The organism is Amycolatopsis bullii, from assembly GCF_014654205.1.
Lineage (GTDB): Bacteria > Actinomycetota > Actinomycetes > Mycobacteriales > Pseudonocardiaceae > Amycolatopsis > Amycolatopsis plumensis.
On record NZ_BNAW01000035.1, the window covers coordinates 39,932 to 61,387 of the forward strand.

At 73.4% G+C, this 21,456-nt stretch carries 14 protein-coding genes; 6 read left to right on the forward strand and 8 right to left on the reverse strand.

Annotated features, from left to right (window positions below; genetic code table 11):
• Positions 1-249: 249 nt before the first annotated feature.
• Together IE317_RS30425 and IE317_RS30430 are read left to right on the forward strand one after the other, a co-directional pair.
• Positions 250-1,179 (forward strand): ATP-binding cassette domain-containing protein, encoded by a 930-nt coding sequence (locus tag IE317_RS30425; protein ID WP_191314787.1) that lies wholly within the window; start codon positions 250-252, stop codon positions 1,177-1,179.
• Positions 1,176-2,009 carry an ABC transporter permease gene (locus tag IE317_RS30430; protein ID WP_191314788.1) on the forward strand — a complete coding sequence of 278 codons (834 nt, stop codon included), beginning with the start codon at positions 1,176-1,178 and terminating at the stop codon, positions 2,007-2,009. Before IE317_RS30425 ends, IE317_RS30430 begins: the two co-directional genes overlap by 4 nt.
• Here the strand turns inward: IE317_RS30430 and IE317_RS30435 are convergent.
• Genes IE317_RS30435 through IE317_RS30455 form a run of 5 tightly spaced genes read right to left on the reverse strand, consistent with a single transcriptional unit; the run spans position 2,006 to position 13,770 of the window.
• Positions 2,006-3,112 (reverse strand): glycosyltransferase, encoded by a 1,107-nt coding sequence (locus IE317_RS30435; RefSeq protein ID WP_191314789.1) that lies wholly within the window; start codon positions 3,110-3,112, stop codon positions 2,006-2,008. The two genes, IE317_RS30430 and IE317_RS30435, sit on opposite strands and share 4 nt — an antisense overlap.
• Entirely contained in the window at positions 3,109-3,885 is a 777-nt protein-coding gene (locus IE317_RS30440; protein WP_191314790.1) for an alpha/beta fold hydrolase, read from the reverse strand. Before IE317_RS30440 ends, IE317_RS30435 begins: the two co-directional genes overlap by 4 nt.
• Positions 3,873-4,163 (reverse strand): acyl carrier protein, encoded by a 291-nt coding sequence (locus IE317_RS30445; protein WP_191314791.1) that lies wholly within the window; start codon positions 4,161-4,163, stop codon positions 3,873-3,875. Before IE317_RS30445 ends, IE317_RS30440 begins: the two co-directional genes overlap by 13 nt.
• Entirely contained in the window at positions 4,160-7,945 is a 3,786-nt protein-coding gene (locus IE317_RS30450) for a beta-ketoacyl synthase N-terminal-like domain-containing protein (protein ID WP_191314792.1), read from the reverse strand. The genes IE317_RS30445 and IE317_RS30450 overlap by 4 nt, the downstream gene beginning before the upstream one ends.
• A complete protein-coding gene (locus IE317_RS30455; RefSeq protein ID WP_191314793.1) occupies positions 7,939-13,770 on the reverse strand; it encodes a type I polyketide synthase in 5,832 nt (1,943 codons plus the stop codon). Before IE317_RS30455 ends, IE317_RS30450 begins: the two co-directional genes overlap by 7 nt.
• A 205-nt stretch (positions 13,771-13,975) precedes the next feature.
• Here IE317_RS30455 and IE317_RS30460 point away from each other — a divergent pair, with 205 nt between their 5' ends.
• Together IE317_RS30460 and IE317_RS30465 are read left to right on the forward strand one after the other, a co-directional pair.
• Complete coding sequence (locus IE317_RS30460) at positions 13,976-14,761, forward strand: SDR family oxidoreductase (protein ID WP_191314794.1); 786 nt, start codon at positions 13,976-13,978, stop codon at positions 14,759-14,761.
• A 1-nt stretch (position 14,762) separates the two neighbouring features.
• Positions 14,763-15,728 carry an aldo/keto reductase gene (locus IE317_RS30465; protein WP_191314795.1) on the forward strand — a complete coding sequence of 322 codons (966 nt, stop codon included), beginning with the start codon at positions 14,763-14,765 and terminating at the stop codon, positions 15,726-15,728.
• Here the strand turns inward: IE317_RS30465 and IE317_RS30470 are convergent.
• From IE317_RS30470 to IE317_RS30480, 3 genes are all read right to left on the reverse strand, one after another.
• Positions 15,725-18,334, reverse strand: coding sequence for a CHAT domain-containing protein (locus IE317_RS30470; RefSeq protein WP_191314831.1), 2,610 nt, complete (start codon positions 18,332-18,334; stop codon positions 15,725-15,727). The two genes, IE317_RS30465 and IE317_RS30470, sit on opposite strands and share 4 nt — an antisense overlap.
• A 95-nt stretch (positions 18,335-18,429) precedes the next feature.
• Positions 18,430-18,588 carry a hypothetical protein gene (locus IE317_RS30475; protein ID WP_191314796.1) on the reverse strand — a complete coding sequence of 53 codons (159 nt, stop codon included), beginning with the start codon at positions 18,586-18,588 and terminating at the stop codon, positions 18,430-18,432.
• A gap of 344 nt (positions 18,589-18,932) precedes the next feature.
• Positions 18,933-20,072, reverse strand: coding sequence for a serine hydrolase domain-containing protein (locus tag IE317_RS30480; protein ID WP_191314797.1), 1,140 nt, complete (start codon positions 20,070-20,072; stop codon positions 18,933-18,935).
• Positions 20,073-20,173: 101 nt separating this feature from the next.
• Between IE317_RS30480 and IE317_RS30485 the strand changes: the two genes are divergently transcribed.
• On the forward strand, positions 20,174-20,596 hold the full coding sequence (locus IE317_RS30485) for a hypothetical protein (protein ID WP_191314798.1): 423 nt from the start codon (positions 20,174-20,176) through the stop codon (positions 20,594-20,596).
• Positions 20,597-20,627: 31 nt separating this feature from the next.
• Complete coding sequence (locus IE317_RS30490) at positions 20,628-20,993, forward strand: VOC family protein (protein WP_191314799.1); 366 nt, start codon at positions 20,628-20,630, stop codon at positions 20,991-20,993.
• Positions 20,994-21,456 lie beyond the last annotated feature (463 nt).

Genomic DNA, 21,456 nt, shown 5'->3' on the forward strand with positions numbered 1-21,456 from the left:
GTCGTCACCTCGGGAAATGGGGGAATTTCGGCAAAGCTACCTCCGTGTTTCTGCGGGAACAAGCCACCGACGATTCTTTGTCACGCGCAGGGGATAGCGCACGGCCGGAAGAGTCACGCAGGTCAGCCCTTGTCACGCGGATGCGATCCGATTCCGCGAAAATTGTCACGCGCACGGCGGATGGCGGCGGTCTTCTTGATCGACACGGCCCGGCCCCGATATCTTTTACCCGGCAGGAAAGGAGCGGTCATGTCGCAACCGGTCATCGCCGTGACGGACCTGGCGAAACAGTACGGCGAAGTCACCGCGCTCGCCGGGATCAGCCTCACCGTCGCCCGCGGCGCGGTGCTGGCGGTCCTCGGCCACAACGGCGCCGGGAAGACCACCCTGATCGACATCCTCAGCACCCGCGTCCGGCCGAGCGCGGGCACCGCCCGCGTCTGCGGCTACGACGTCGTGCAGCGCGGCCGCGCGGTCCGGCGGCGGATCGGCGTGACCGGGCAGTACGCCGCGGTCGACGACACGCTGTCCGGGCGCGGGAACCTCCTGCTGATCGCCCGGCTGCTGGGCGCGAAACCACGGCAGGCGCTGGCGCGCGCCACCGAACTGATCGCCGCCTTCGGCCTCGAAGACGCGGCCGACCGCCCGGCCGGGACGTACTCCGGCGGGATGCGGCGGCGGCTGGACCTGGCCGCGGGCCTGGTCGGCGCGCCGCAGGTGCTCTTCCTCGACGAGCCGACCACCGGGCTCGACCCGGTGAGCCGGGCCGGGTTGTGGACGATCGTCGAGGGCCTCGCGGCGCGCGGCACCACCGTCGTGCTCACCACGCAGTACCTCGAGGAAGCGGACCGGCTGGCCGACCACGTCGTCGTCCTCGGCTTCGGGCACATCACCGTGTCGGGGACGCCGGCGCAGCTGAAGGCCCGGCTCGGGACCCGGACGGCGACGTGCACGTTCGGCACCGAACTGGCGTTGCGGCGCGCGGCGGATGCGGTGGCGCGCCTCGGTCTCCCGGCCGGCCGCACCGGGCTGGTGCTCACCGTGCCGCTGTCCGGCCCGGGTGACATCCCGGTGGTGGTGCGCGCGCTCGACGCGGCGGGCGCGCCCCTGCGCGACCTGACGGTGACCGAGCCGACGCTCGACGACGTCTACCTTTCCCTGCACCGGGCGGCGTCGTGACGCCGCCCCGGCACCACGCCGCCGTCGCCGCACTCGGTGATCCCACGGCCTGGCCGGAGTCCGGCTTCTGGACGCAGGTTCGCGTGCTGGCCACCCGATCGCTGCGCACGGCGTTCGGTGACCGTCGCCTGGTGTTCTTCGGCCTGCTGCAGCCGGTGGTGCTGTTGCTGTTGTTCAGCCAGGTGTTCAGCGGTGTCGGCGCGCTGCCGGGTGTCGCGGCGTACCAGGGTTACGTGAACTTCCTGGTTCCGGCGACCTTGGTCAACATCGCGATGACGACGGCGATGAGTTCGGGAGCGGGCCTGCTGGCGGAGATCTACGGCGGCTTCACCGGGCGGCTGCGCTGCCTGCCGATCTCGCTGTTCTCCGTTCTGGTGGCACGGACGCTGGCGGATTCCGCGCGGCTGGGCGTCCAGCTGGTGGTGACGGCCCTGGCGAGCGTGGTCTTCCTGGGCTTCCGCCCGGCGGGCGGGGTACTGGGCCTGGGATCGGCCCTGGTGCTGACGTTGGTGGTCGGCTGGTGCCTGAGCTGGGTGTTCGTGGCGATCACGACGTGGTTGCGCAAGGCGGAGACGCTGCAGGCGGCGTCGTTCGTGGTGATGTTCCCGCTGATGTTCTCCTCGAGCGCGTACATGCCCCTCGACACGATGCCGGCGTGGGTCCGCGCGGTCTCGGCGGTGAACCCGCTGACGTACGCGATCGACGCGACCCGGGCGCTGGCGCTGGCCCGCCCGCTCGGCTGGTCTCTCGTCGTGGCGCTCCTGATCGCGGCGATGGCCGCGGTGGCGGGCGCCGTCCTGGCGGCCCGCACCTTCCGCGCCCGGACCTAACCCAGCGACTCCAGGTGGGTGGCCGCCTCCTCCGCGCCACCAGCCGCTTCGAAGAACTCGCGGATCTTCTCCGCGCCCGGGCGGTAGTGCTCCGCCGCCTCGATCGCCACGCGGATGTCCGCCGCCTTCGCCCGGTCGAACCGCAGCCGGACGCCCGCCGAGGCCGCGGTCACCTGCTGGGCCAGCATCGACTGGTCGTCCCGGATCGGGGCGACCGCCAGCGGCACCCCGGCCGCCAGTGCTTCGCAGACCGTGTTGTGCCCGCCGTGGCAGACCACCACCGACGCCCGCGCGAACACCGCCACCTGCGGGATCCGCCGGGCCAGCAGGACGCTTTCGCTGCTCAGCTCCCCGGATGGATCCACCACCAGCCCCCGCACCGACGGCATTCCCGCCAGCGCGTCCACGCTCTCGGCCAGGAACCGGGTACCCGCCGCACCGTTCGACGTCCCCAAGGTGACCACGACCAGCGGGCGATCGTCCACAAGCGACCACTCACCCGAAGCCGCGGGCAGCACCGGCCCGACGTAGGCCACCGGCACCGCCGGCCGTGCCTCCCCCGCCAGCGCGCGGGTGGTGAACGCCAGCACCAGATGCGGGGAAAACCGCAGGTCACCGAGCAGCACGCCGTGGCGGGCCCGCAACCCGGCCTGGAGCTCGGTCACCCAGGACGCGATCTTCGGCAACGACCCCAGCGGGTCGGCCAGCTCGGTTGACGTCGACGCCGAGGTCGCCCACGGCACGCCGCACCGGGCCGCCACCAGCGCGCCCGCCATCGCCTGCTGGTCGGCCACCACCACGTCCGGCGCGAACGAGGAGACCGCCGAAGCCACCCCCGGCACCATGGCGTCGGCCAGCGGCACCAGGTACGACTCCCACAGGTACTTCAGAGCCGCGAACCCGCGCAGCTCCGGCGGCCGCAGAGCCACGGAGAACGGCCTGGAGTCCCCCGCCGGGAACACCCTCCCGGAGACCAAAGCAGACAGCTCCGGCTCCGGACCGCACCAGGCCACCGCATGCCCGCGCGAAGAAAGCACCGCGGCCACCCCGCGCAACGGCGCCACGTGCCCGGCCAGCGGCGGCACGACCAGCAGGAACCTCACGCCGCGTGCCGTTCGATCCACTTCAGCACCAGCTCGCGCACCTCGCGGTGCTGCTCCACCAGGACCGAATGCCCCTGCCCTTCGAACACGTGCAGCTCGCCGTTCGGCAGCAGTGACGTCAACGCCTCGAGGTCGTCGGCCTGGTAGCCGTGACTGCCCAAAATGGACAGCACCGGGCAGCCGATCCCCGCCACCTGCTCCCAGGTGAGCAACGGCCCGAGCGGCACCTCCTCGGCCATCTTCGTCGACGTGATCCGCTCGGCGGCCAGCCGCGCCAGCCGCCGGTGGTGCGCGCTGAAGTTCGCTTCGATCCAGTCGAAGCTCTCTTCCACCTGCAGGAACCGCACGGTGTGGGCGAGGATCGCGCTCATCTTCTCCGCCCACACCTCGGTGGCGGGCTCGGACTCGATGCACACGATGCTGCGGACTCGCGAAGGATTCGCCACGGCGTAGCTGTAGGCGAGCGTGCCGCCGAAGCTGTTGCCGACCAGGTGCACCGGCCGGTCGACGCCGAGCTGCCGCAGCAGGTCGTCGAGGTCGGCGACGAAGTCCCCGAGCGTGTACCCGCGCTCTGGCCGCTCGGTCTTGCCGTGCCCGCGCAGGTCGTAGCTGATCACGTCGATGCCCGCGGCCGCGACCGGCGGCGCCAGCGTGAGGTAGAAGCTCGCCAGGCTGTCGGTGCCCATGCCGTGCAGGAACACCACGGTCTCGGTGCCGCCGGCGGGCACGAGCTGAACGTTCGTGCGCAGCCCGTTGACGGTCATCGTGGGCACGTGCGCTCCCCCACGAACCGGGCGATGTCGCCGACGGTCAGCCCGATGACGTCGTCCAGGTCCTTCTCCGCCAGGTACTCGGCGAGGTTGACGTCGGCGCCGAAGTGCTCGGACAGGATGCTCGCGAAGGTCACCAGGTCGATGCTCTCCAGCTGGAGGTCTTCGTGGAAGGTCGTGTCGGGCGTGATCTCGATGCCGAGGACGTCGGCGTCACCGACGAGCTCGGCGAGCAGCTCGGCGACGACGTCGAACGTGGCGGACGCGTGGTCGATGGTCATGAATCGCTCCTGAGTCGTGCGATGGCGGTGTCGCCGTCCAGTTCGGCCGTGACGGCGAAGTGCGGCAGGTCCCGGTGCCTTCCGGACACCGTGCCGTCGTCGTGCACGCGGATTTCCGCCGGGTAGACGGGTTCACCGAGCCGTGCCCGGACGGCGTCCTTGACGGCGATCCGCGTCAGCAGCCAGCCGCGCTGCTGCCGCGGCGGGACGGCGGCGAACTCGGCGCGTTCGGACGCGCTGAGGTAGATCCCGGCGTAGATGTCCCGCGCGGCGACCGTCGCCCAGCGGTCGGTGACGGCGACCGAGCCGTCGTCCCGCCGCTCCCCCAGGAGGTGCTCCGCCGGGAACGCGTAGACGCGGTGGGCCGCGCGGTCGCAGGGGAACCGGACGTCCCGCCAGCCCTCGATGCTCGCCAGGACCCGCCCGTCGAGGACCAGCTCGGCGTCCATCTCGAGGACGTCCGGCCGGGGCAGCCGGACCCGCACCAGGCATTCGAGCCGGGTTCCGGGCGCCGGTTCGGGACCGTGCCAGGTCAGCCGGCCGATCGAGCGCGGGAACGCGAGCAGGTCGTCGGCCCGGGTGGCCATCAGCCAGCAGCCGAGCAGCTGGCCGACGTTGTCGAGCAGCCCGCCGGGCGCTTCCGGGACGACCAGCTCGCCGCGGATGTGCTGCGCGCCGAGGCCGGTCAGCCGGGCCAGACCCTGGTAGGCGGGGCCGTGGAACATCTCGCGCCGGGCGTAGATCTCGGCCGCGCTCAGCGGTGGCGCGGTCTCCGGCCCGGGCACCTCGGCCCGCGGCGGCGGTGGGGTGAACGCCCCCAGCGCGACGGTCATCAGCGCGTACGGCCCGATCTCGACGGTCACGTGATCGTCCTCGCGGCTCATCGACAGCGGCACGTGCTGCGCCGGGGCGGCGATGAGCCAGCGGGAGAACACGGCGTCCCGCACCGCGACCGCCGTCGTGCCCGGCCAGGCGCGCTCGGCCGCCCGGCAGGCGAGGTCGACCAGGGTCGTCGCGGGCACCACCGGCCGGAAGTCCGATTCGTCGGGCCAGCCGTCGCGCTGCCGGAAGAACCGGTGGTCGCGCAAGTACGGCATGGCCGCCACCGAGACCTCCACAGTGGACTCGACGCGGCGGCGGGCGGCCGCGACGACGTCCGCGGCGGCCCGGCGGGTCTCGGTGAGCAACGCGGTGAACTCGGCGACGATCGGATCCGGCAAGCCGGCAGGCAGGCTCGGCTCCTCGAGCAGGCCGCGAGCCGATTCCCCCAGCGAGAGCAGGGCATTGCCGGTGGTGAGCCGGATCCGCCGCGGTTCCAGCGCCGCAAAGTCCGGGTCGCCGCCTTCGGTCCACAGCGCGGTCGCGAGGCGCCGCAGCTGCGCGAGCCCGGGCTGGGTGCCGGACGCGGCGGCGACGACCAGGTGCCGCCGCTCGCCCAGCGTGTCGGTGACGAAGGAGCCGAGCTGACCGGCGCCGACCTGCACGAACACCCGGAACCCGGCGTCGTGCAGGGCTTCGGTCAGCTCCCGGAACCGGACCGGGCGCAGCAGGTGGTCCAGGTAGAGCCGGCGGACGTCCTCCGGGGCCGCCGGGTACGGCCGGGTGGTCGTCGCCGACCACACCGGCAGCGCCGGGGCGCGCAGGTCCAGGTCCGCGACGAGCCGGGCGAAGGGCGCGAGGTAGGGCCGCATGAGCGGGGTGTGGAAACCGGACCGGAACGGCAGCGTGGTGGCCACGATCCCGGCACCCCGGCAGGTCGTCGCGAAGTCGGCGACCACATCGGGCGGCCCGCACACGATGGTCTGCCGCGCCGCGTTCTCGTGCGAGACGACGAGTTCGCCGGGCAGCAGTTCGGCCACGCGCGCCGCCGGGGCGCCCAGCACGAGGTAGTCCGCCTCGGGCAGCTCGAAGCCGTCCGGCCAGTAGCGCGCCAAGGCGTCCGGCACCGCGGTGCACATCCCGGCGGCCTGCATGGCCGTCCACTCCCCGACGCTGTGCCCGGCGAGCGCGTCCGGCCGGATCGCGAGCCGCCGCAGGACGTCGTCGAGCAGCAGCCCGGCCGCCGACACGCTCGCCGCGCGGTCGAGCACGTTCGCCGTCGACCACCGTGGCCGGTCGAGGCCGAAGTGCCGGGCCACGTCGTCGAGGCGCGGTTCGCCGCCGGCTTCCAGTCCCGGGTGGACGAACGCTGTCTTCCCGCCCGGCAGGAGGGGATCGACGCTGCACCAGACGTCACCGGCGCCGTGCCACGACCGGCCCTCAGCCGCCACCTTGGTGACCACCCGGCGGGCGGCGGCGAGCTTGCGGTCGTCCGGGCCCACGATCCCGAGCCGGCACGGTCCGTCGCCCGGGCCGGGCCGGTCGAGCCGGTCCAGCAGCTCCGCCGGTGTGCGCGCGGCCAGGCGCAGCACGCGTTCCGGCTCGTCGACGCGAACCCGCCGCTTCGGCGCCGGATCGCCGGCTTCGACGACGACGTGGGCGTTCACCCCGCCGAAGCCGAACGCGTTGACCGCGGCCACCCGCGGCAGCGCGCCCCACGGCTCGGCCTCGGCCAGCACCCGGAACCGCGTCTTGTCGAGCAGCGGGTTCGGGTCGGCGCAGTGCAGGGTCGGCGGCAGGACGCCGTGGTGCAGGGCCAGCGCCACCTTGACCAGCCCGGCGACCCCGGCGGTCGGCAGCGTGTGCCCGATCATCGACTTGACCGAGCCGATCACCGCACGGGGCCCGTCCGCCGGGCCGAAGACGTCGGCCACGGTGGTCAGCTCGGCGGCGTCCCCGGCGGGGGTCGCGGTGCCGTGGGCCTCCAGCAGCCCGATTTCCGCGGGATCGCGCCCCGCCCAGGCGCGGCGCAGGGCGAGGGTCTGCCCGGCGACGGACGGGCTGAGCAGGCTCGCGCCCCGGCCGTCACTCGACGTGCCGGTGCCGCGGATCACGGCGTACACGCGGTCGCCGTCGCGACGGGCGTCGGCCAGCCGCTTGAGCACGACGATCGCGGTGCCCTCGCCGATGAGCATGCCGTCCGCCTCGCGGGACAGCGGGCTGATCCGCTGGCTCGGCGACAGCGCGCCCAGCTGGGTGAACAGGGCCCACAGCGTGTCGTCCTGGGTCTGGTGCGCGCCGCCCGCGAGGACGACGTCGCAGCGGCCGCGGGTCAGCTCGCCGATGGCCTGGTCGACGGCGACCAATGAGGACGCGCAGGCGGCGTCCACCGTGTACGCCGGGCCGCCGAGGTCGAGCCGGTTCGCCACCCGGGCGGCGGCGAGGTTCGGAACCAGGCCGGCGGCGGTCTCGGGCCGGAACTCGCCGAGCGGTTCGAGCAGCGCCGTCCGCAGCCGCTCGAGGACGGCCGGCCCGGCCGACGGCATCAGCTCGCCGACCGTGCGGGTGATCTGCCGGACGGTGCGGACCCGCTGGTCGAAGCCCCGCAGGCCGGGCGAGAGGTACCCGCCGCGGCCGAGCACGACACCGATCCGCTCCGGGTCGCCGAGCCGGCCGAGGCCCCCGGCGTCGCCGACCGCGGTCACGGCGACGGCCAGCGCCGTCAGCTGGTCCGGCTCGGTGCCGTCGAGGGACGTCGGCGGGACGCCGTGGGCGACGGGGTCGAAGTCCAGGGTGTCCGGGGTGAAGCCGCCGCGGCGGCCGGGGAACTCCGGGTCCCGGTGGTGCGGCGGGACTTCGGTGACGGCATCGACGCCGTTGACCAGGTTCCGCCAATACTGGTCCATCGTGGACGCGCCGGGCAGGAACACGCCCATGCCCACGATCGCGACCGGGGTCACCACAGCGACGCCGTGTACAGCACCGCACGGTCCGTGCCGTAGGCGAGTTCCCGCAGCAGGGCCGCGGTGGCCTCGGCCGGGTCGAGCAGGGCGACGTCGCGGCGTTCGTACTCGCGCGCCAGTTCCGGCGACACCATCCCCGCGTGGTCGCCGTCCGGCGCCCACGGTCCCCAGTGGACGGTCACGGCACGGCCCGGCCAGGTCGTCCCCAGGGTTTCGAGCGCGTCGTTCGCGGCGGCGTAATCGGTCTGGCCGCGGTTGCCGAGCACCGCGGCGATGCTGCCGAAGAACGCGACGAACCCGGGCTCGGCCTCGAGCGCGCCGAGCAGGGCACGTGCACCATCCACTTTGGTCTCGACGACGGTCCGGAACGACGGCTCGTCCTTGTCCGCCATGAGCTTGTCGTCGATCACCCCGGCGGCGAAGACGACGCCGTCGACCCGCCCGCCGAGGTCCTTGATCAGCCGGTGCACCGCGTCCGCGTCGCGCACGTCGATGCTGTGGTAGGCCGGGTTGCCGCCGGCAGCGCGGATCTCGTCGAGGGTCCGGCCGATCTCGCGCTGGGCCAGCGCGGTCCGCACCCGGCGTTCGATGTCGGCGACCGGCCCGCCGCGGCCGGCCAGCACCGCGCGCATCGCCGTGGTGTCCTGCGGCAGGTCGTCCGGTTCACCCGGCCACGGCGTCCGCCCGGCGAGCTCCAGCCGACACCCGGAAGCGGCGAACGCGACCGCGGCGCGGGCGGTGATCCCGCGGGCCCCGCCGACGAGCAGCACGACGGAGTCCGGCCCCAGGCCCAGCGCGGCGAGTTCACCGCTGCCCGGACCGGCGCCGGAGTAGGCGATCGACGGCAGGTCCGCAGGCCGCGGCTCGATGGTGAAGCGGCCGGCGTTGTCGTGGCCGACGACCGGCGGGCCGTCGCTGAGGGCTTCGTCCACCAGCGTTTTCGCCACGTCCTGCGTGACCTCGACGAGCCGCGTCACGCCGTCGCGCTCCAACGCGGCCGACCGCACCAGGCCCCGGAGCCCCGGGACGGTGTCCGGCTCCGCCGCCACGAAGACGTCCCCTCGCAGGGCTTTGAGCTGGTTGAAGACCTCGGTGAGGTCGCGGGCGAACAGCACGGTGATGTCCGCGTCCCCGGTGACGACCTCCGCCCCGGCCGCGGCGAAGGCGGCCCCCACGGCGTCGTCCGGCGTGGCCACGGTTTTCCCGCGCAGCCGCCCGGGGTCCGGGTCCAACGGCACCGGGACCCGCTCGAGGCGGTATCGGCGCGGCGGGGCGGCGGGTGGTTTCGGCGTCAGCCAGCTTTCCAGGTGCGCGGCGAGGGCGTTCGCCGTGCGGTCGCGGCTGAGCTGGTCGGTGCGGTCGTCGGCGGGCAGGCCCAGGCGGGACAGCAGGGTGCCGGCGATCTCGGTCCGCTTGATGGAGTCGATCGAGAGGTCGGCTTCGAGGTCGAGGTCGGCGGCGATCATGTCGGCCGGGTAGCCGGTGCGTTCGCTGATCACGCCGAGCACGGTGCTCATGACGTCGGCGGCTTCGGGTTCGGGTTCTTCCTGCGGGACCGGTTCTTCGACGACGACCGGGGCCGGCAGCGGGGCGGCGGGTGCGGCGGGTGCGCTGCCGAGGTAGCCGAGCATGACCTCGCGCTGCGCGGCGACGAGTTCGCGGGTGGTGCGCAGGAAGTCGGCGATCGCCTGGTCACGGCCGGGCGCGGGCTGGGTCATGGCGGTACTCCGGATTCGTCGAGCCGGGGGCAGGGCGGGGGCGGCGGAACCGGGCGCGCGGGCGGACCGCCCGTCGACGGCCCAGGCGGTGGGTGCGGGTCCGGGAGGTTTCGGCCGGGCCAGCCGTTCGGTCCGGACGTCGACACCGGCTTCGGCGAGGGCCTTGAGCGCGGCCAGGAAGCCGGTGAGGTCCGGCCCGCAGGCGACGACGGTGTGCGGCCGATCGCCGAGGATGTCCTTCACCAGCCGGGTGAGGACGCGCCCGGGCCCGGCTTCGACGAAGATGCGCGCCCCGGCCGCGTACATGGCTTCGATCTGGTCGAGGAACCGCACCGGGGCCCCGATTTGCGCGGCCAATTCACCGCGTACATCGTCTTGGTAGGGCTTCGCGATCCGGTTGGCCCAGACGGGTTTCCGCGGGGACTTGATTTCTTCTTCGTCGAGTGCCCGGGCGAACACCTCTCCCGCGGCGGCGACCAGCGGACTGTGGAAGGCGCAGGCGACCGGGATCCGCTGGGCGGAGATGCCGGTTTCCCCGAGCCGCCGGACGGCGCGTTCGACGGCGGGGACGGGACCGGAGAGGACGACCTGTTCGGGCGCGTTGTGGTTGGCGACGACCACGTCGGGACCGATGAGGGTGGCGCTGAGCGCATCCCGGTTCGCTTTGACGGCGGCCATGGTGCCCGGTTGCGCGACCTCGGCGATGGCTTGCGCCCGGGCCCGGCTGAGGCGCAGGAGGGTCTCGGTGTCGAAGGCCCCGGCGACGGAGAGGGCGACGAGCTCGCCATAGCTGTGCCCGCCGAGGAAGTCGGGGTGGACGCCGACCTGGGCGAGCAGCCGGGTGACAGCGGTTTCGACGAGCCCGAGAGCAGGCTGGGCGACGCGGGTGTCGGTGAGAGCGGCTTCTTGGGCGTCGACCGCCTCGGCGGTGAAAGCGCGCGGCGGAAAAGCCGTGGCGGCGATGTCGGGAGCGAGGCGGAGAAGCTCGGCGAGTTCGGGGAAGTGGACGAAGAGCTCGGCGAGCATGCCGGTGCGCTGGCTGCCCTGGCCGGGGAAGAGAAAGGCGACCTTGCCGGGGTCGGCGACCTTCGCGCCGGCCGCCGCCGCATCAGCCGCGCCCACGCCACCCCGCTCACCCGGCCCGGCGGCGGCCATCGGCCGCCGGGCGGCACTCCCGTTGCCGGAGCCGCCCGTCTGCTTCTCCGCCACCGTGCGGTCCAGCTCCACCAGGGCCTGCTCCGCCTCCGGCGCCCAGTCGCGCAACCCGTGCCTGCGATCCGGCGCCACCGGCGCCGCGCCCAGGACCGCGTGGAAGTTCGTCCCGCCGAAGCCGAACGCGCTCACCCCCGCCAGCCGGGCCGGATCTGCCCACGGCCGGGCCGCCGTCGTGAACGTGAACGGGCTCGCCGCCGGGTCCCAGGCGTCGTTCGGCTTGGTCAGCTGCAGCGTCGGCGGGACCACCTCGTGCCACAGCGCCAGTGCCGCCTTGATCAGCCCCGCCAGTCCCGCCGCGCACTTCGTGTGGCCGATCTGGCTCTTCACCGACCCCAGCACGCACGAACCCGGCTCGGCGCCGGCCTCGGTGAAGAAGCCGGTCAGCGTGCGCAGCTCCGTCGCGTCGCCCACCACCGTTCCCGTGCCGTGGGCTTCGACCAGCCCCACGTCCACAGGGGACACTCCCGCGTCCCGGTACGCCCGCTCCAGCGCGCGGCGCTGACCCTCCGGCCGCGGCGCCGTCAGCCCGAGCGCCTTGCCGTCACTGGCCGCGCCGACGCCTTTGACCAGCGCGTAGATCCGGTCGCCGTCGCGCTCGGCGTCGGACCGGCGCTTGAGCACCAGGCACGCCACCCCCTCGCCCAGCGCGATGCCGTCGGCCGCCGCGTCGAACGGGCGGCAGCGGCCCGTCGGGGACAGCGCCCCCGCCGAGGTGAACATCAGGTAGTCGTGGATGCCGTTGTGCAGGTCGACCGCGCCGCACAGGACCAGCGAGCTCGTTCCCGCGCGCAGCTCCTTCGCCGCGAGGTCCAGCGCGGCCAGCGACGAGCCGCACGCCGCGTCCACCGTGTAGTTCGCGCCGCCGAGGTCGAGCCGGTTCGCGATCCGGCCCGAGATGACGTTGGCCAGCGTGCCCGGGAACGTGTCCTCGGTCGGCTCGGGCAGCTGGGCGAGCAGTTCGGGTGGCACCTCGTCGAGGTAGCCGTCGAGCAGGGACCGCAGTGTGCCCGCGTTCGCCAGGTCGCCGCCCGCCTCCGCGCCGAACACGACACTCGTGTGCTCGCGGTCGAAGTCCCGGTCCGCGTACCCGGCGTCGGCCAGCGCACGGCGCGCGGTCTCCAGCGACACCAGCTGCGCCGGGTCGATACTGCCCATCGCCGAGGGCGGGATGCCGTATTCCAGCGGGTCGACGTCCAGCGCGGGCAGGAAGCCGCCCCACTTCGACGTCGACTGTCCGAAGTAGACTTCCGGGTCCCAGCGGTCGCGAGGGACTTCGGTGACGGCGTCGTCACCACGGAGGACGGCGGACCAGAACGCCGGGAGGTCGCGCGCGCCGGGGAACGTGCAGGCCATGCCGACGATCGCGATGTCGTCCGAGTTCGTCGCCGGTTCTTCCGGGCGCACGAACGTCTTGCCGGACGTCACGTCGCCGTGCAGCTCGGCGATCGTCGTCCGGCGGTCCCGCAGCACCGCGACCTCGCCCGCCATGAACATCCCCTCGGCCAGCTGGGTGGCGGGATCCAGCGCCTCGCCGTCGCGGCGGACGCCCTTGCTGGCGACGCGCAGCCGTCCGGTGTTCAGCTCCTCCAGCCGTTGCCAGGCTTCGGGTGTGTCGCCCAAACTCGCCTTGACCTGCGCGAACTCAGCCGTGTACGGGCTCGGCAGGCACCGCGTGCGGTGGCCCGGCGCGGTTTCCAGGGTCACGGTGGCGTCCGCGGCGAGCGCGCGGTCCTGGAACAGGCCGGTGATCGCGCCGTGCGTCACGGCTTCTTCGGTGAACAGGTACGCGGTGCCCATCAGGACACCGGCGTCGAGCGGCGCGGCCATTGCGGCGACCATGGCGGCCGAGCGGGCGTCGTGGATTCCGCCCGCGAAGAGCACCTCGACGTCCTTCGCGCCGTCGAGGACGGCCAGTTGTTCCTCCCAGAGCTCGAAACTCGCCCGCGGGCCGACGTGCCCGCCGCATTCGGCGCCCTCGAAGACGAACCGGCGGAGCCCGGCGTCGAGGTACTGGCGGAGCAGGACCGGCGAGGGCACATGCAGGAACGTCGCGATCCCGTCGGCTTCCAGAGCCTTGGCCTGTCCCGGTTTGCCGCCCGCGACCAGCACGCACCGCGGCCGCGCCGCCCGGATGGCGGCGAGCTGGGCGACCCGCAGGTCGTCGGGCACGAAGCCGAGGATGCCCGCGCCCCACGGCCGGTCGCCGAGGCGTTCGGCGGTCCGGGCGAGCAGCTCCGCGGTGCGCGCGCCGTTCGCCGTGGCCACCGCGACGAACGGGAACCCGCCCGCGTCGGCGACCGCGGCCGCGAAGCCCGGCTGGTCGCTCACCCGCGTCATCGGGCCCTGGACGACCGGCAGCGCGGTGCCGAGCGTCCGGCACAACCCGGTGCCGAGCGGCGCCGCGGGCACCTTCGCGCCGACGACCCGGCCGACGTCCACAGTGGATTCGACGACGACCCCCGCGGCACCTCCGGCCAGCGCGCCCACGGCCGTCCGCGGCCCGGCCACCCGGCCCCAGACCGGGACGTCGAAGGCGGCCAGAAGCTGTTGCAGCAGAACGAAGTCACTCAGATCACCGCCGCGGGCGACGAGCCCGAGTGCGCCACCGCGGACGGCCTCCGCGGCCGTGGCGACGTCCGCGACCTCGGCGAACGACCCGGCCCACGGCGCCCGCGTCCGGACGGCGAAGGCCGCACCTTCGGGCACCGGGCCGTCCGTCCGCACGGCGTACGGCACCCGGACCCGGGCCGCGACCAGCCGCAGCGCTTCCGGATCGGCGCCGTCGAGCACGCCGAGGCCGCCGCGGCGCGCGACCGCGGCGACCACGTCGGGATCGCCGACTCCCAGGCACCGGAGCCGTCGAATGTGCGACGGCGGGACGAGCTCGGCCATCGGCGGACCTCCTGTGCGCGGGGCGTTGCGATCTTCAGGAATAACGCACCAGGCACCGGAAACGCAATACTCGTGCTAACGTGCAAAACTGTGGAACAAGGCAGGATCATGGCACTGACCAGCACTTTTATCACCCGCATCGCAACCGGGAAATACATTTCCCGCACTCGCGTGACAATTCGACGCTGAAATACCTGGAGCCCGCGTGGAACTGACTGGACGCGTGGTCGCGCTGACCGGCGCGGCACACGGAATCGGGGCCGCCATGGCCCGCCGCTTCGCCGCGGAAGGCGCGGCCGGGGTGGTTGTGTCCGACGTGGACGCCCCGGGGGCCGCCCGGGTGGCGGACGAGATCACCGCCGCCGGTGGGCGGGCCGTCGCCGTGGCCGCCGACGCGACGTCCAAAAAGGACCTCAAGGCCCTGGTCGCGACGGCCCGCGCCGAGTTCGGCCACCTCGACGTGTTCTGCGCCAACGCCGGCGCCGCGTTCGGCACCGGCGTGCACGCGGCCGACGAGCAGTGGCAGCGGTCGTGGGAGATCAACGTCATGCAGCACGTCCACGCCGCGCAGGTCGTGCTGCCCTCGATGCTGGCGCGTGGCGAGGGCTACCTGCTGATCACCGCGTCGGGCGCCGGCCTGCTCGGCATCCCGGGCGACGCGCCCTACTCGGTCACCAAGCACGCGGCCGTCGGCCTCGCCGAGTGGCTGGCGATCACCTACCGGCCGCGCGGGGTGCGGGTCAGCGCGCTGTGCCCGCTCGGCGTCCGGACGGCGCTGCTGGAGCCCGGCATCGCCGCCGGCCACCCGGCCGCGCTGGCCATCGCCGCGGCGGCCCCGCTCATCGACCCGGAGGACGTCGCCGAAGCGGTCGTGCGCGGGCTCGGTGAAGAGCAGTTCCTGATCCTGCCGCACGAATCGGTGCGGGAGTCGTTCGCGCGCAAGGCCGGCGCGGTCGACGCGTGGATCGACGAGATGGCCGTGGGAGGCTGACGTGGAGTACCGCAGGGTCGGCGCGAGCGGGCTCGCCGTCAGCGAGATCGCCTACGGGAACTGGCTGACGCACGGCTCGCCGGGCTGCGTCGCCGCGGCGCTGGACGCGGGTGTCACGACGTTCCACACCGCGGCGGCCTGGGACGGCGGCGCGGCGGAGGCCGCGTTCGGGGCGGCGTTCGCCGGTGCGCGCCGCGACGACCTGGTGCTGTGCACCGGAGTGTTCTGGCCGGAGGGGCCGGGCCCGAACGACGCGGGGTTGAGCCGCAAGCACGTGATCGCGTCGCTGGAGGGCTCGCTGCGGCGGCTGCGCACCGACCACGTCGACGTCTACCAGCTGCTGCGCTTCGACTACCGGACCCCGGTCGCGGAGACGTTCCTCGCGCTCTCGGACCTGGTGCGCCAGGGGAAGATCCGGTACGTGGGCACGTCGGAGTGGACGGCCGAGCAGCTGCTGCAGGCCCACGAGGCCGCCGCGCGGTACGACGTGCCGCTGATCGCCAACCAGCCGCACTACTCGATGCTGTGGCGGGTGCCCGAGGCGCAGGTGATGCCGGTGGGCACGCGGATCGGCCTCGGGCAGTTCGCGTCGATGCCGCTCGCCCAGGGCGTGCTGACCGGCAAGTACCGGGACGGGCGAATCCCGGCGGGGTCGCGCGCGGCCGGGCCGTCTTCCACCCGGCCGCTGCTCATGCCGGAGCTGCTGGAGCGCGTGGCGTTGCTGCGCGGTGTCGCGGACGACGCCGGCCTGACGATGGCCCAGCTCGCGCTGGCGTGGACGTTGCAGCACGAGACGGTCGCCTCGGCGGTGACCGGCGCGAGCACCCCGGAGCAGGTCACCGAGAACGCCAAGGCCGCCGGCGTCCGGCTCGACCTCGACGTGCTGACCCGGATCGACCAGCTGCTCGGCAGCTTCGTCCAGACCGACCCGCGGCTGGTGTGGTCACCGCCGGCCCAGCCGGGCTAACCGGCGCCGAGGCAGACGAAGGGGCGCCGGAAGGGGTCGACGGCGATCGCGTCGGCCAGCGCGAGCGCCGGGCTTTCCCGGACGGCCAGCGCGCGGTAGTAGTCGTCCATCGCGGCCGCCGAGGCGAGATCGCCGACGCGCGACAGCGGCGCGATCACCGTCCGGGAGCCGCTGGCCAGCAGCGCGCTGGCGAAGCCGAGGGCCTCGTCGCCGGGCCGGATCCGGTTCATCGCCAGCTCGCAGGCGGCGAACACGACCTGCCGCGGCGGTTGCCGCAGCCCGGCCATCTCGTGCCCGAAGAGGGCGCCGTCGGCGAGTTCCAGCCGGGAGAACAACGCGTTCTCCGGCTCGTGCGCGCCGTGCGCGGCGAAGTGCGCGAGCTTGGCGCCGTCCATCGCACGCAGCACGGACTTCACGGTGGCCTTGGCGCCGGTCATCGTCGTCGCGGTGCGGTAGTGGGTCGTGAGCTTCTCGAGCTCACCGCGGGCGCCGGCCAGCCCGGGCCCGCGGACGAGCACGATCTTGCGGGCGCGCGACGACTTCGTCAGCTCGGCGGCCAGCCAGGCGGTCGCCGACGGCGCGACGACGGTCGGCCGCCCCCGCAGGCCCGGCAGCACGCCCCACGGCACGGCGTAGAGCGGGCCGGTCGGGACGATGACCAGCTCGCGGTCGCCGATGCTGTCGGCCAGGGGCTGGATGAGCTGCGTGTCGAGCTTGTCGGCCTGCTTGTGCGCCGACGCCATGACGACCTCGGCCAGCCGATCGGGCAGGTTGTCGGGCGCCAAGGCGTCGAGGTCGACGTTGAGGACGCGCGCGGACTCGGCCGCGGCCCCGGCGGACCCGAGCCGCACGAGCCGGCACTCACCCCCGGCGACGACGACGGCGACGAGCTCGTCCCCGGAAGCGGCGAAACTGACCATCGCCCGCTCCCCGAGCCGCGCGACGACCTCGGCGAGCCCCGCGACGGGTCGCGGCCGGCCCCACCGCCCGGTGTGCCAGCCGAGCCGCTGGGCCTCCCGCAGCCGTTCGTTGTACTTCGCCCGCAGCCCGGCGATGGGGTGCCCGTCGTGCTGGGCTTCCTGGATCGCCTGCCCGAGCCCCCGCACCTCGGCCACGCGCGCGGCGAGCTCCGGATCGGTCCCGGCGGAGAGGGGTTCGTAGCGGTAGGTCTGCGCGCGCGTCCGCTCGAGCCAGACGAACAGGCGCCGGGCGTCGTTGCGCTCCAGCACGAGCTTCACGGCCAGATCGGCGAGTTCCTGCCCGTGCAACGCGGTCCCGGAGACGAGGTCCAGCCCACCCATCCGGTCCCGCACGGCGTCGAGTTCGGTGAGCCCGGACCGGATCTCGGTGAGCGCCTTGCCCCGGTCGCCCTGGGCCACGGCGAGTTCGGCCCGGCAGAGCCGCCGGAGCATCCGGTAGTCGATGGGGGTGAGCTGCCCCGGGCGGGGGACCTGCTGAAGGGTTTCGACGGCCCGCTTGAGGTTGCCGCGGCGGATGTCCAGCCGCACGGCGAGCATGCGCGCGGTGGCGGCCTGCTCGACCAGGCGGGGTTCCCGCATCTTTTCCGCGGTTCGCAGGGCCCGCACCGGCAGCGCGGCGGGCAGCGTCCCGCTCGCCACCGCCTCGCGCACGTCGGCCTGCAGGCCGAGGACGGTCGCGTTGGCCACACAGGTCTGGCAGCCCACCCGCAGCAGGAGCCGGCGAGCGGAGGCGGCCGTCTGCCGGGCGAAGGCGACATCGTCGTTCAGCAGCGCGGCCGAGGCCCGCAGCAGCTCCGCGTTCCCGAGGTGGTTGGCGATGCTGGGTTCCGCGGTCATCCGGGTGATCAGGTCGTCGAGGTGGCTTCCCGCCTCGTCGGCCAGCCCGGCGGTCAGCAGGGCCTGGGCCTGCTCCATCGACAGGAGGGCCGGCGCCTCGAGATCCAGCGCGCGGTACGCCCGCTCGCTCTCCTCGTAGAGCCGCAGGGCCTCCGGCACATCACCGGTCCGCAGCGACAACGTGCCGAGGATGCGCCGCACATCGGCGGCCTGCCCCCATAATTCGTATTTCTCCGACAGCTCGAGAGCGCGGTTCAGGTCCGCCCGCGCCTGGCTCACGTTGCCGAGCTTGGTGTGCACCCAGCCGCGCGAATAGAGCGTGATGACGAACCCGCGCATCTGCGGAGCGGGATCACTCAGCCGGGCGAGGAGGAACTCCTTGTGCTCGAGCGAGGCGTCGAAGGAAGCGAGGCTCTCCTCGTTGCGCCCGACGGTCATCAGGCGCATGGCGTAGTTGTGGTTCAGGCCGCCGTTCAGTTCGGCACGCAGGACCGGGTCCGCGACCGCGTTGATGAGCAGCCGAACGTCGTCCAGCCCAGCCAGCCCGGCGGCGACGTCCCCGGTGATTTCCGACGACATCCCGGCCAGGGTGCTGGCCACCTTGATCCGCGTGACCAGCCAGTCGGTGCGGTGCTCGTCGGCGACCGGGTGGATCGAATCCAGCAGGCTCATGCCCCGCCGCAGGTGCTTGACCCCCTGGTGGAACCGCCCGAGACACGACGCATCGGCGGCGGCTTGCTGGAGTGCGCGGACCGACTCGATGACTTCCGGGGGGTCCAGGTTCGTCACAGGCACCCTCTTATGACAGCACAGCCGATGGCAGAAAGAAGCCCGCCTACCGGTCAAAGATCAGCAGGCGGGCGTGGAACACACGCGGGTGGCTATCAGGCCGTGACCTTCTGGTAGCAGCCACCCACGCACTCGGTGTGGACCGGGTGCTCGGTGTGGATCTTGCCGTCCGAGTCGGTCCACTGGACCGTGGGCTCGGTCGGCTCGACCGGCTCCGGGGCTTCCTCCGGCTTGACATCCGTGGGCGTCGACATGGTCGATCTCCTCTCCCCTGGGGATCTTCATGGGGACGCGGCCGTGACGGTGAGTCCCCCAACTCGCGAGGCCCTCTCCCCGCGAACGGACCAATAGTTTCACATCGGAGCAATGATCGGGAGAGTTTTCGCTACGGAAAGTCAGTCCGAGCCGCGTGAGCAGGGTCGATGTCTCGAGCGGAACGTCCTAACGGGTGAATGCTGTAACGACGTCCACTACGGACGTGCATTCCCGCACGTCAGGGACCACCGGCCGGCATGTGGCGCTCCGGGCACGGAACGTGACGACCGGCCGGCGGCTCCTCAGTGTCCTGTGTGGACGGCGGGGTCGGGGGCGGGCCCGGCTAGGCCGTCGCTGCCGCGTGGACCGCCCGGACGAGCCGGACGTTCTCCGGCGCCGCTCCACCCGGGAAGGCGAACCGGCGGCGGTTGTAGCCGTACGCGAGGCCGCTGCGGGGGTCGGCGAACGCCTGGGAGCCGGCCGCACCGCTGTGGCCGAAGGCGCCCTGGCCCAGTACCGGGTAGTCGTCCGAGACGATCGAAAAGCCGAGGCCGAACGCGTTGCGGTTGCGCGTGACGAGGTCGTCGCCGATCGAGTGGATCTGCGCGAACTCCGCCGCGGTCTCCGGGCGCAGGAGCGGCTCCGGGCCGCTGATCGCCGCCGCGTACATGCCGGCCAGGCCGCGGGCCGACGCGACGCCGCCCACCGAAGCGGGGCTCAGCGTGCGGACGACCTTGAGGTTCGGCAGCTCCCAGAGCTCGGGCGCCTTGGGGTGGTTGCGGTTGAAGGCGATGCCCGTGAGGCTGTCCGGCCCGGTCGCGTTCGCCTCCAGCTGCGTCAGCTCCTCCGGCGTCGGCAGCATCGGCTGCGTGGTCAGGAACCGCGGCTCCAGCTCCTCGGGCAGCCCCAGGTAGAAGTCCAGGCCGAACGGCTTCCGGACGCGCTCCTCGAAGTGCTCCTGGATGCTGCGGCCGGTCACGCGCCGGACGACCTCGCCGGTCAGCGCGCCGATCACCAGCGCGTGGTAGCCGAACGCCGTGCCGGGCCGCCAGTACGGCCGCTGCGGGGCGAGCCGCTCGGCGATGACGCGGTCGTCCGCGATCTCGTCGCCGGTGAACCCGTCGTCGGCGCCCACGACGCCCGCGCGGTGCGCGAGCAGCTCTCGCAGGGTGATGCCGCCTTTGCCGGCCGCGCCGAACTCGGGCCAGTAGTGGGCGACCCGCTGGTCGAGGTCGAGCACGCCGTCCTGCACCAGCAGCGCGACGACCAGGTGTGCGGCCCCCTTGGTCGAGGAGAACACGCCCGTCAGCGAGTCCCCGGTGATGGCGGGCCCGGTCCACAGGTCGACGACCCGCTCGCCGTCGACGTGCGCGACGAGCTGGGCGGCGTAGTCACCACCTTGCTCGGCCGCGACGGCGGCGAACTCCTCCCGGACGGGCTCGAACCCCTCGGCGACGGTTCCCTGGACGTGTTCGGACGACATGGCAGCTCCCTCGGTGATCTCGACGCCTGCGCCAGGAACCAACCCACGCGATGCCCAGGTATTCCGGTAACACCCGACCGCTCCGGCGAGATGTTCCCGGCATGGGGGAACCAGAGCTCGACGCCGCGGAAGCCACCACCACCCGGCCCGGCCGCGGCCTGGCGATCGCGTCGCTGGCGATCGGCGCGACCGGCCTGACCCTGGCCGTCGCGACCTGGGCGGCCTGGCTGATCGTCCGGCCGGGGATCGTGTCCGCGTGGATGCTCTCCTGGGTCACGCAGGCGTTCGTCCTGGTCCTCGGCGCGCTGTGGTTCGCGCTGCTGCCGATCAGCGTGCTCGCGCTCGTCTTCGGCGTCTGCGCCGGCGCCCGCACCCGGCCGGGGTACGCCCGGATCGGCGCCACCCTGGCCGTGGTCACCGCCCTTCTCGCGTTGTCGGGTGCCGCGGTCTTCGCGACGACGTCGTGGCGGCACGTCGGCCCGCCGGTGGCCTACTTCGACAACGGGCCCTCCGGACCGCGGTAGACCGAGCGGCCGCACGGGTACCAGTCCGATCATGAAGCTGACTTCCACCGTGCTCGGCACCCCGGAACCCCGCGCGCTCGCCGAGTTCTACTCGAAGCTCCTCGGCTGGCCGATCCGCACCGACGAACCGGAGTGGGTGACCCTGCGCCCGGACGACGGCGGCGCAGGCCTGTCGTTCCAGCTGGAGACCGGCCACGTCCCCCCGGTGTGGCCACCGGCCGACGGCGCCCAGCAGATGCAACTGCACCTCGACATCGAGGTCGACGACCTCCAGGAGGCCACGGCGGCGGCGACCGCGGCGGGCGCGGTGGTCGCCGAGTTCCAGCCGCAGGACGACGTCCGAGTCTGTTTTGATCCGGCCGGGCACCCGTTCTGCCTGTGGATCCGCGAGGGGTGACGTTGGGCCGGGTGGCGGAGGGTCGACCGCATCCCGGCTTCTGGACCCGCAGGCACTGAACTGGGGCAGTGGCGATAGCCGCGGCCTGCCGTACTGGCTCTGGTCGAGAACCCCGAGTCGCCCCTGGGCCCGCAGTGAGGTCGGCCCCGCGTGGCGGTGGTGGCCGAGGTCGCGGACTTCAATCTGCTGCGGCTCCGCACGATCCTCGCGGGTGAGGGAGGCTGTCGCGGCAGCCACGGCGGCGATCGATCTTGCTTGCCAAGCTGCGGAGCGGACGCTGCCAGCACGGGCTCGGAACGGGTCGACAGCAAGGCAGGACGCGCGCCAACAGCACGGGAGCGGCGGGTGTCGCCGGCGGAGCGGACGCTGCCAGCACAGAGCCCGGCGCTGGTCGACGGCGAACCGGGACGGGCGAGGAGCCTTGGAGCGCGCGCGGGTCGACCGTGAGGCCGCAGCACGGGAG

What these genes read in the sequence shown, in the direction of transcription:
- IE317_RS30425 (WP_191314787.1), top strand. Translation starts at nt 250, where the DNA reads ATGTCGCAACCGGTCATCGCCGTGACGGACCTGGCGAAACAGTACGGC.
- IE317_RS30445 (WP_191314791.1), bottom strand. Translation starts at nt 4,163, where the DNA reads ATGACCATCGACCACGCGTCCGCCACGTTCGACGTCGTCGCCGAGCTG.
- IE317_RS30455 (WP_191314793.1), bottom strand. Translation starts at nt 13,770, where the DNA reads ATGGCCGAGCTCGTCCCGCCGTCGCACATTCGACGGCTCCGGTGCCTG.
- IE317_RS30475 (WP_191314796.1), bottom strand. Translation starts at nt 18,588, where the DNA reads ATGTCGACGCCCACGGATGTCAAGCCGGAGGAAGCCCCGGAGCCGGTC.
- IE317_RS30480 (WP_191314797.1), bottom strand. Translation starts at nt 20,072, where the DNA reads ATGTCGTCCGAACACGTCCAGGGAACCGTCGCCGAGGGGTTCGAGCCC.
- IE317_RS30485 (WP_191314798.1), top strand. Translation starts at nt 20,174, where the DNA reads ATGGGGGAACCAGAGCTCGACGCCGCGGAAGCCACCACCACCCGGCCC.
- IE317_RS30490 (WP_191314799.1), top strand. Translation starts at nt 20,628, where the DNA reads ATGAAGCTGACTTCCACCGTGCTCGGCACCCCGGAACCCCGCGCGCTC.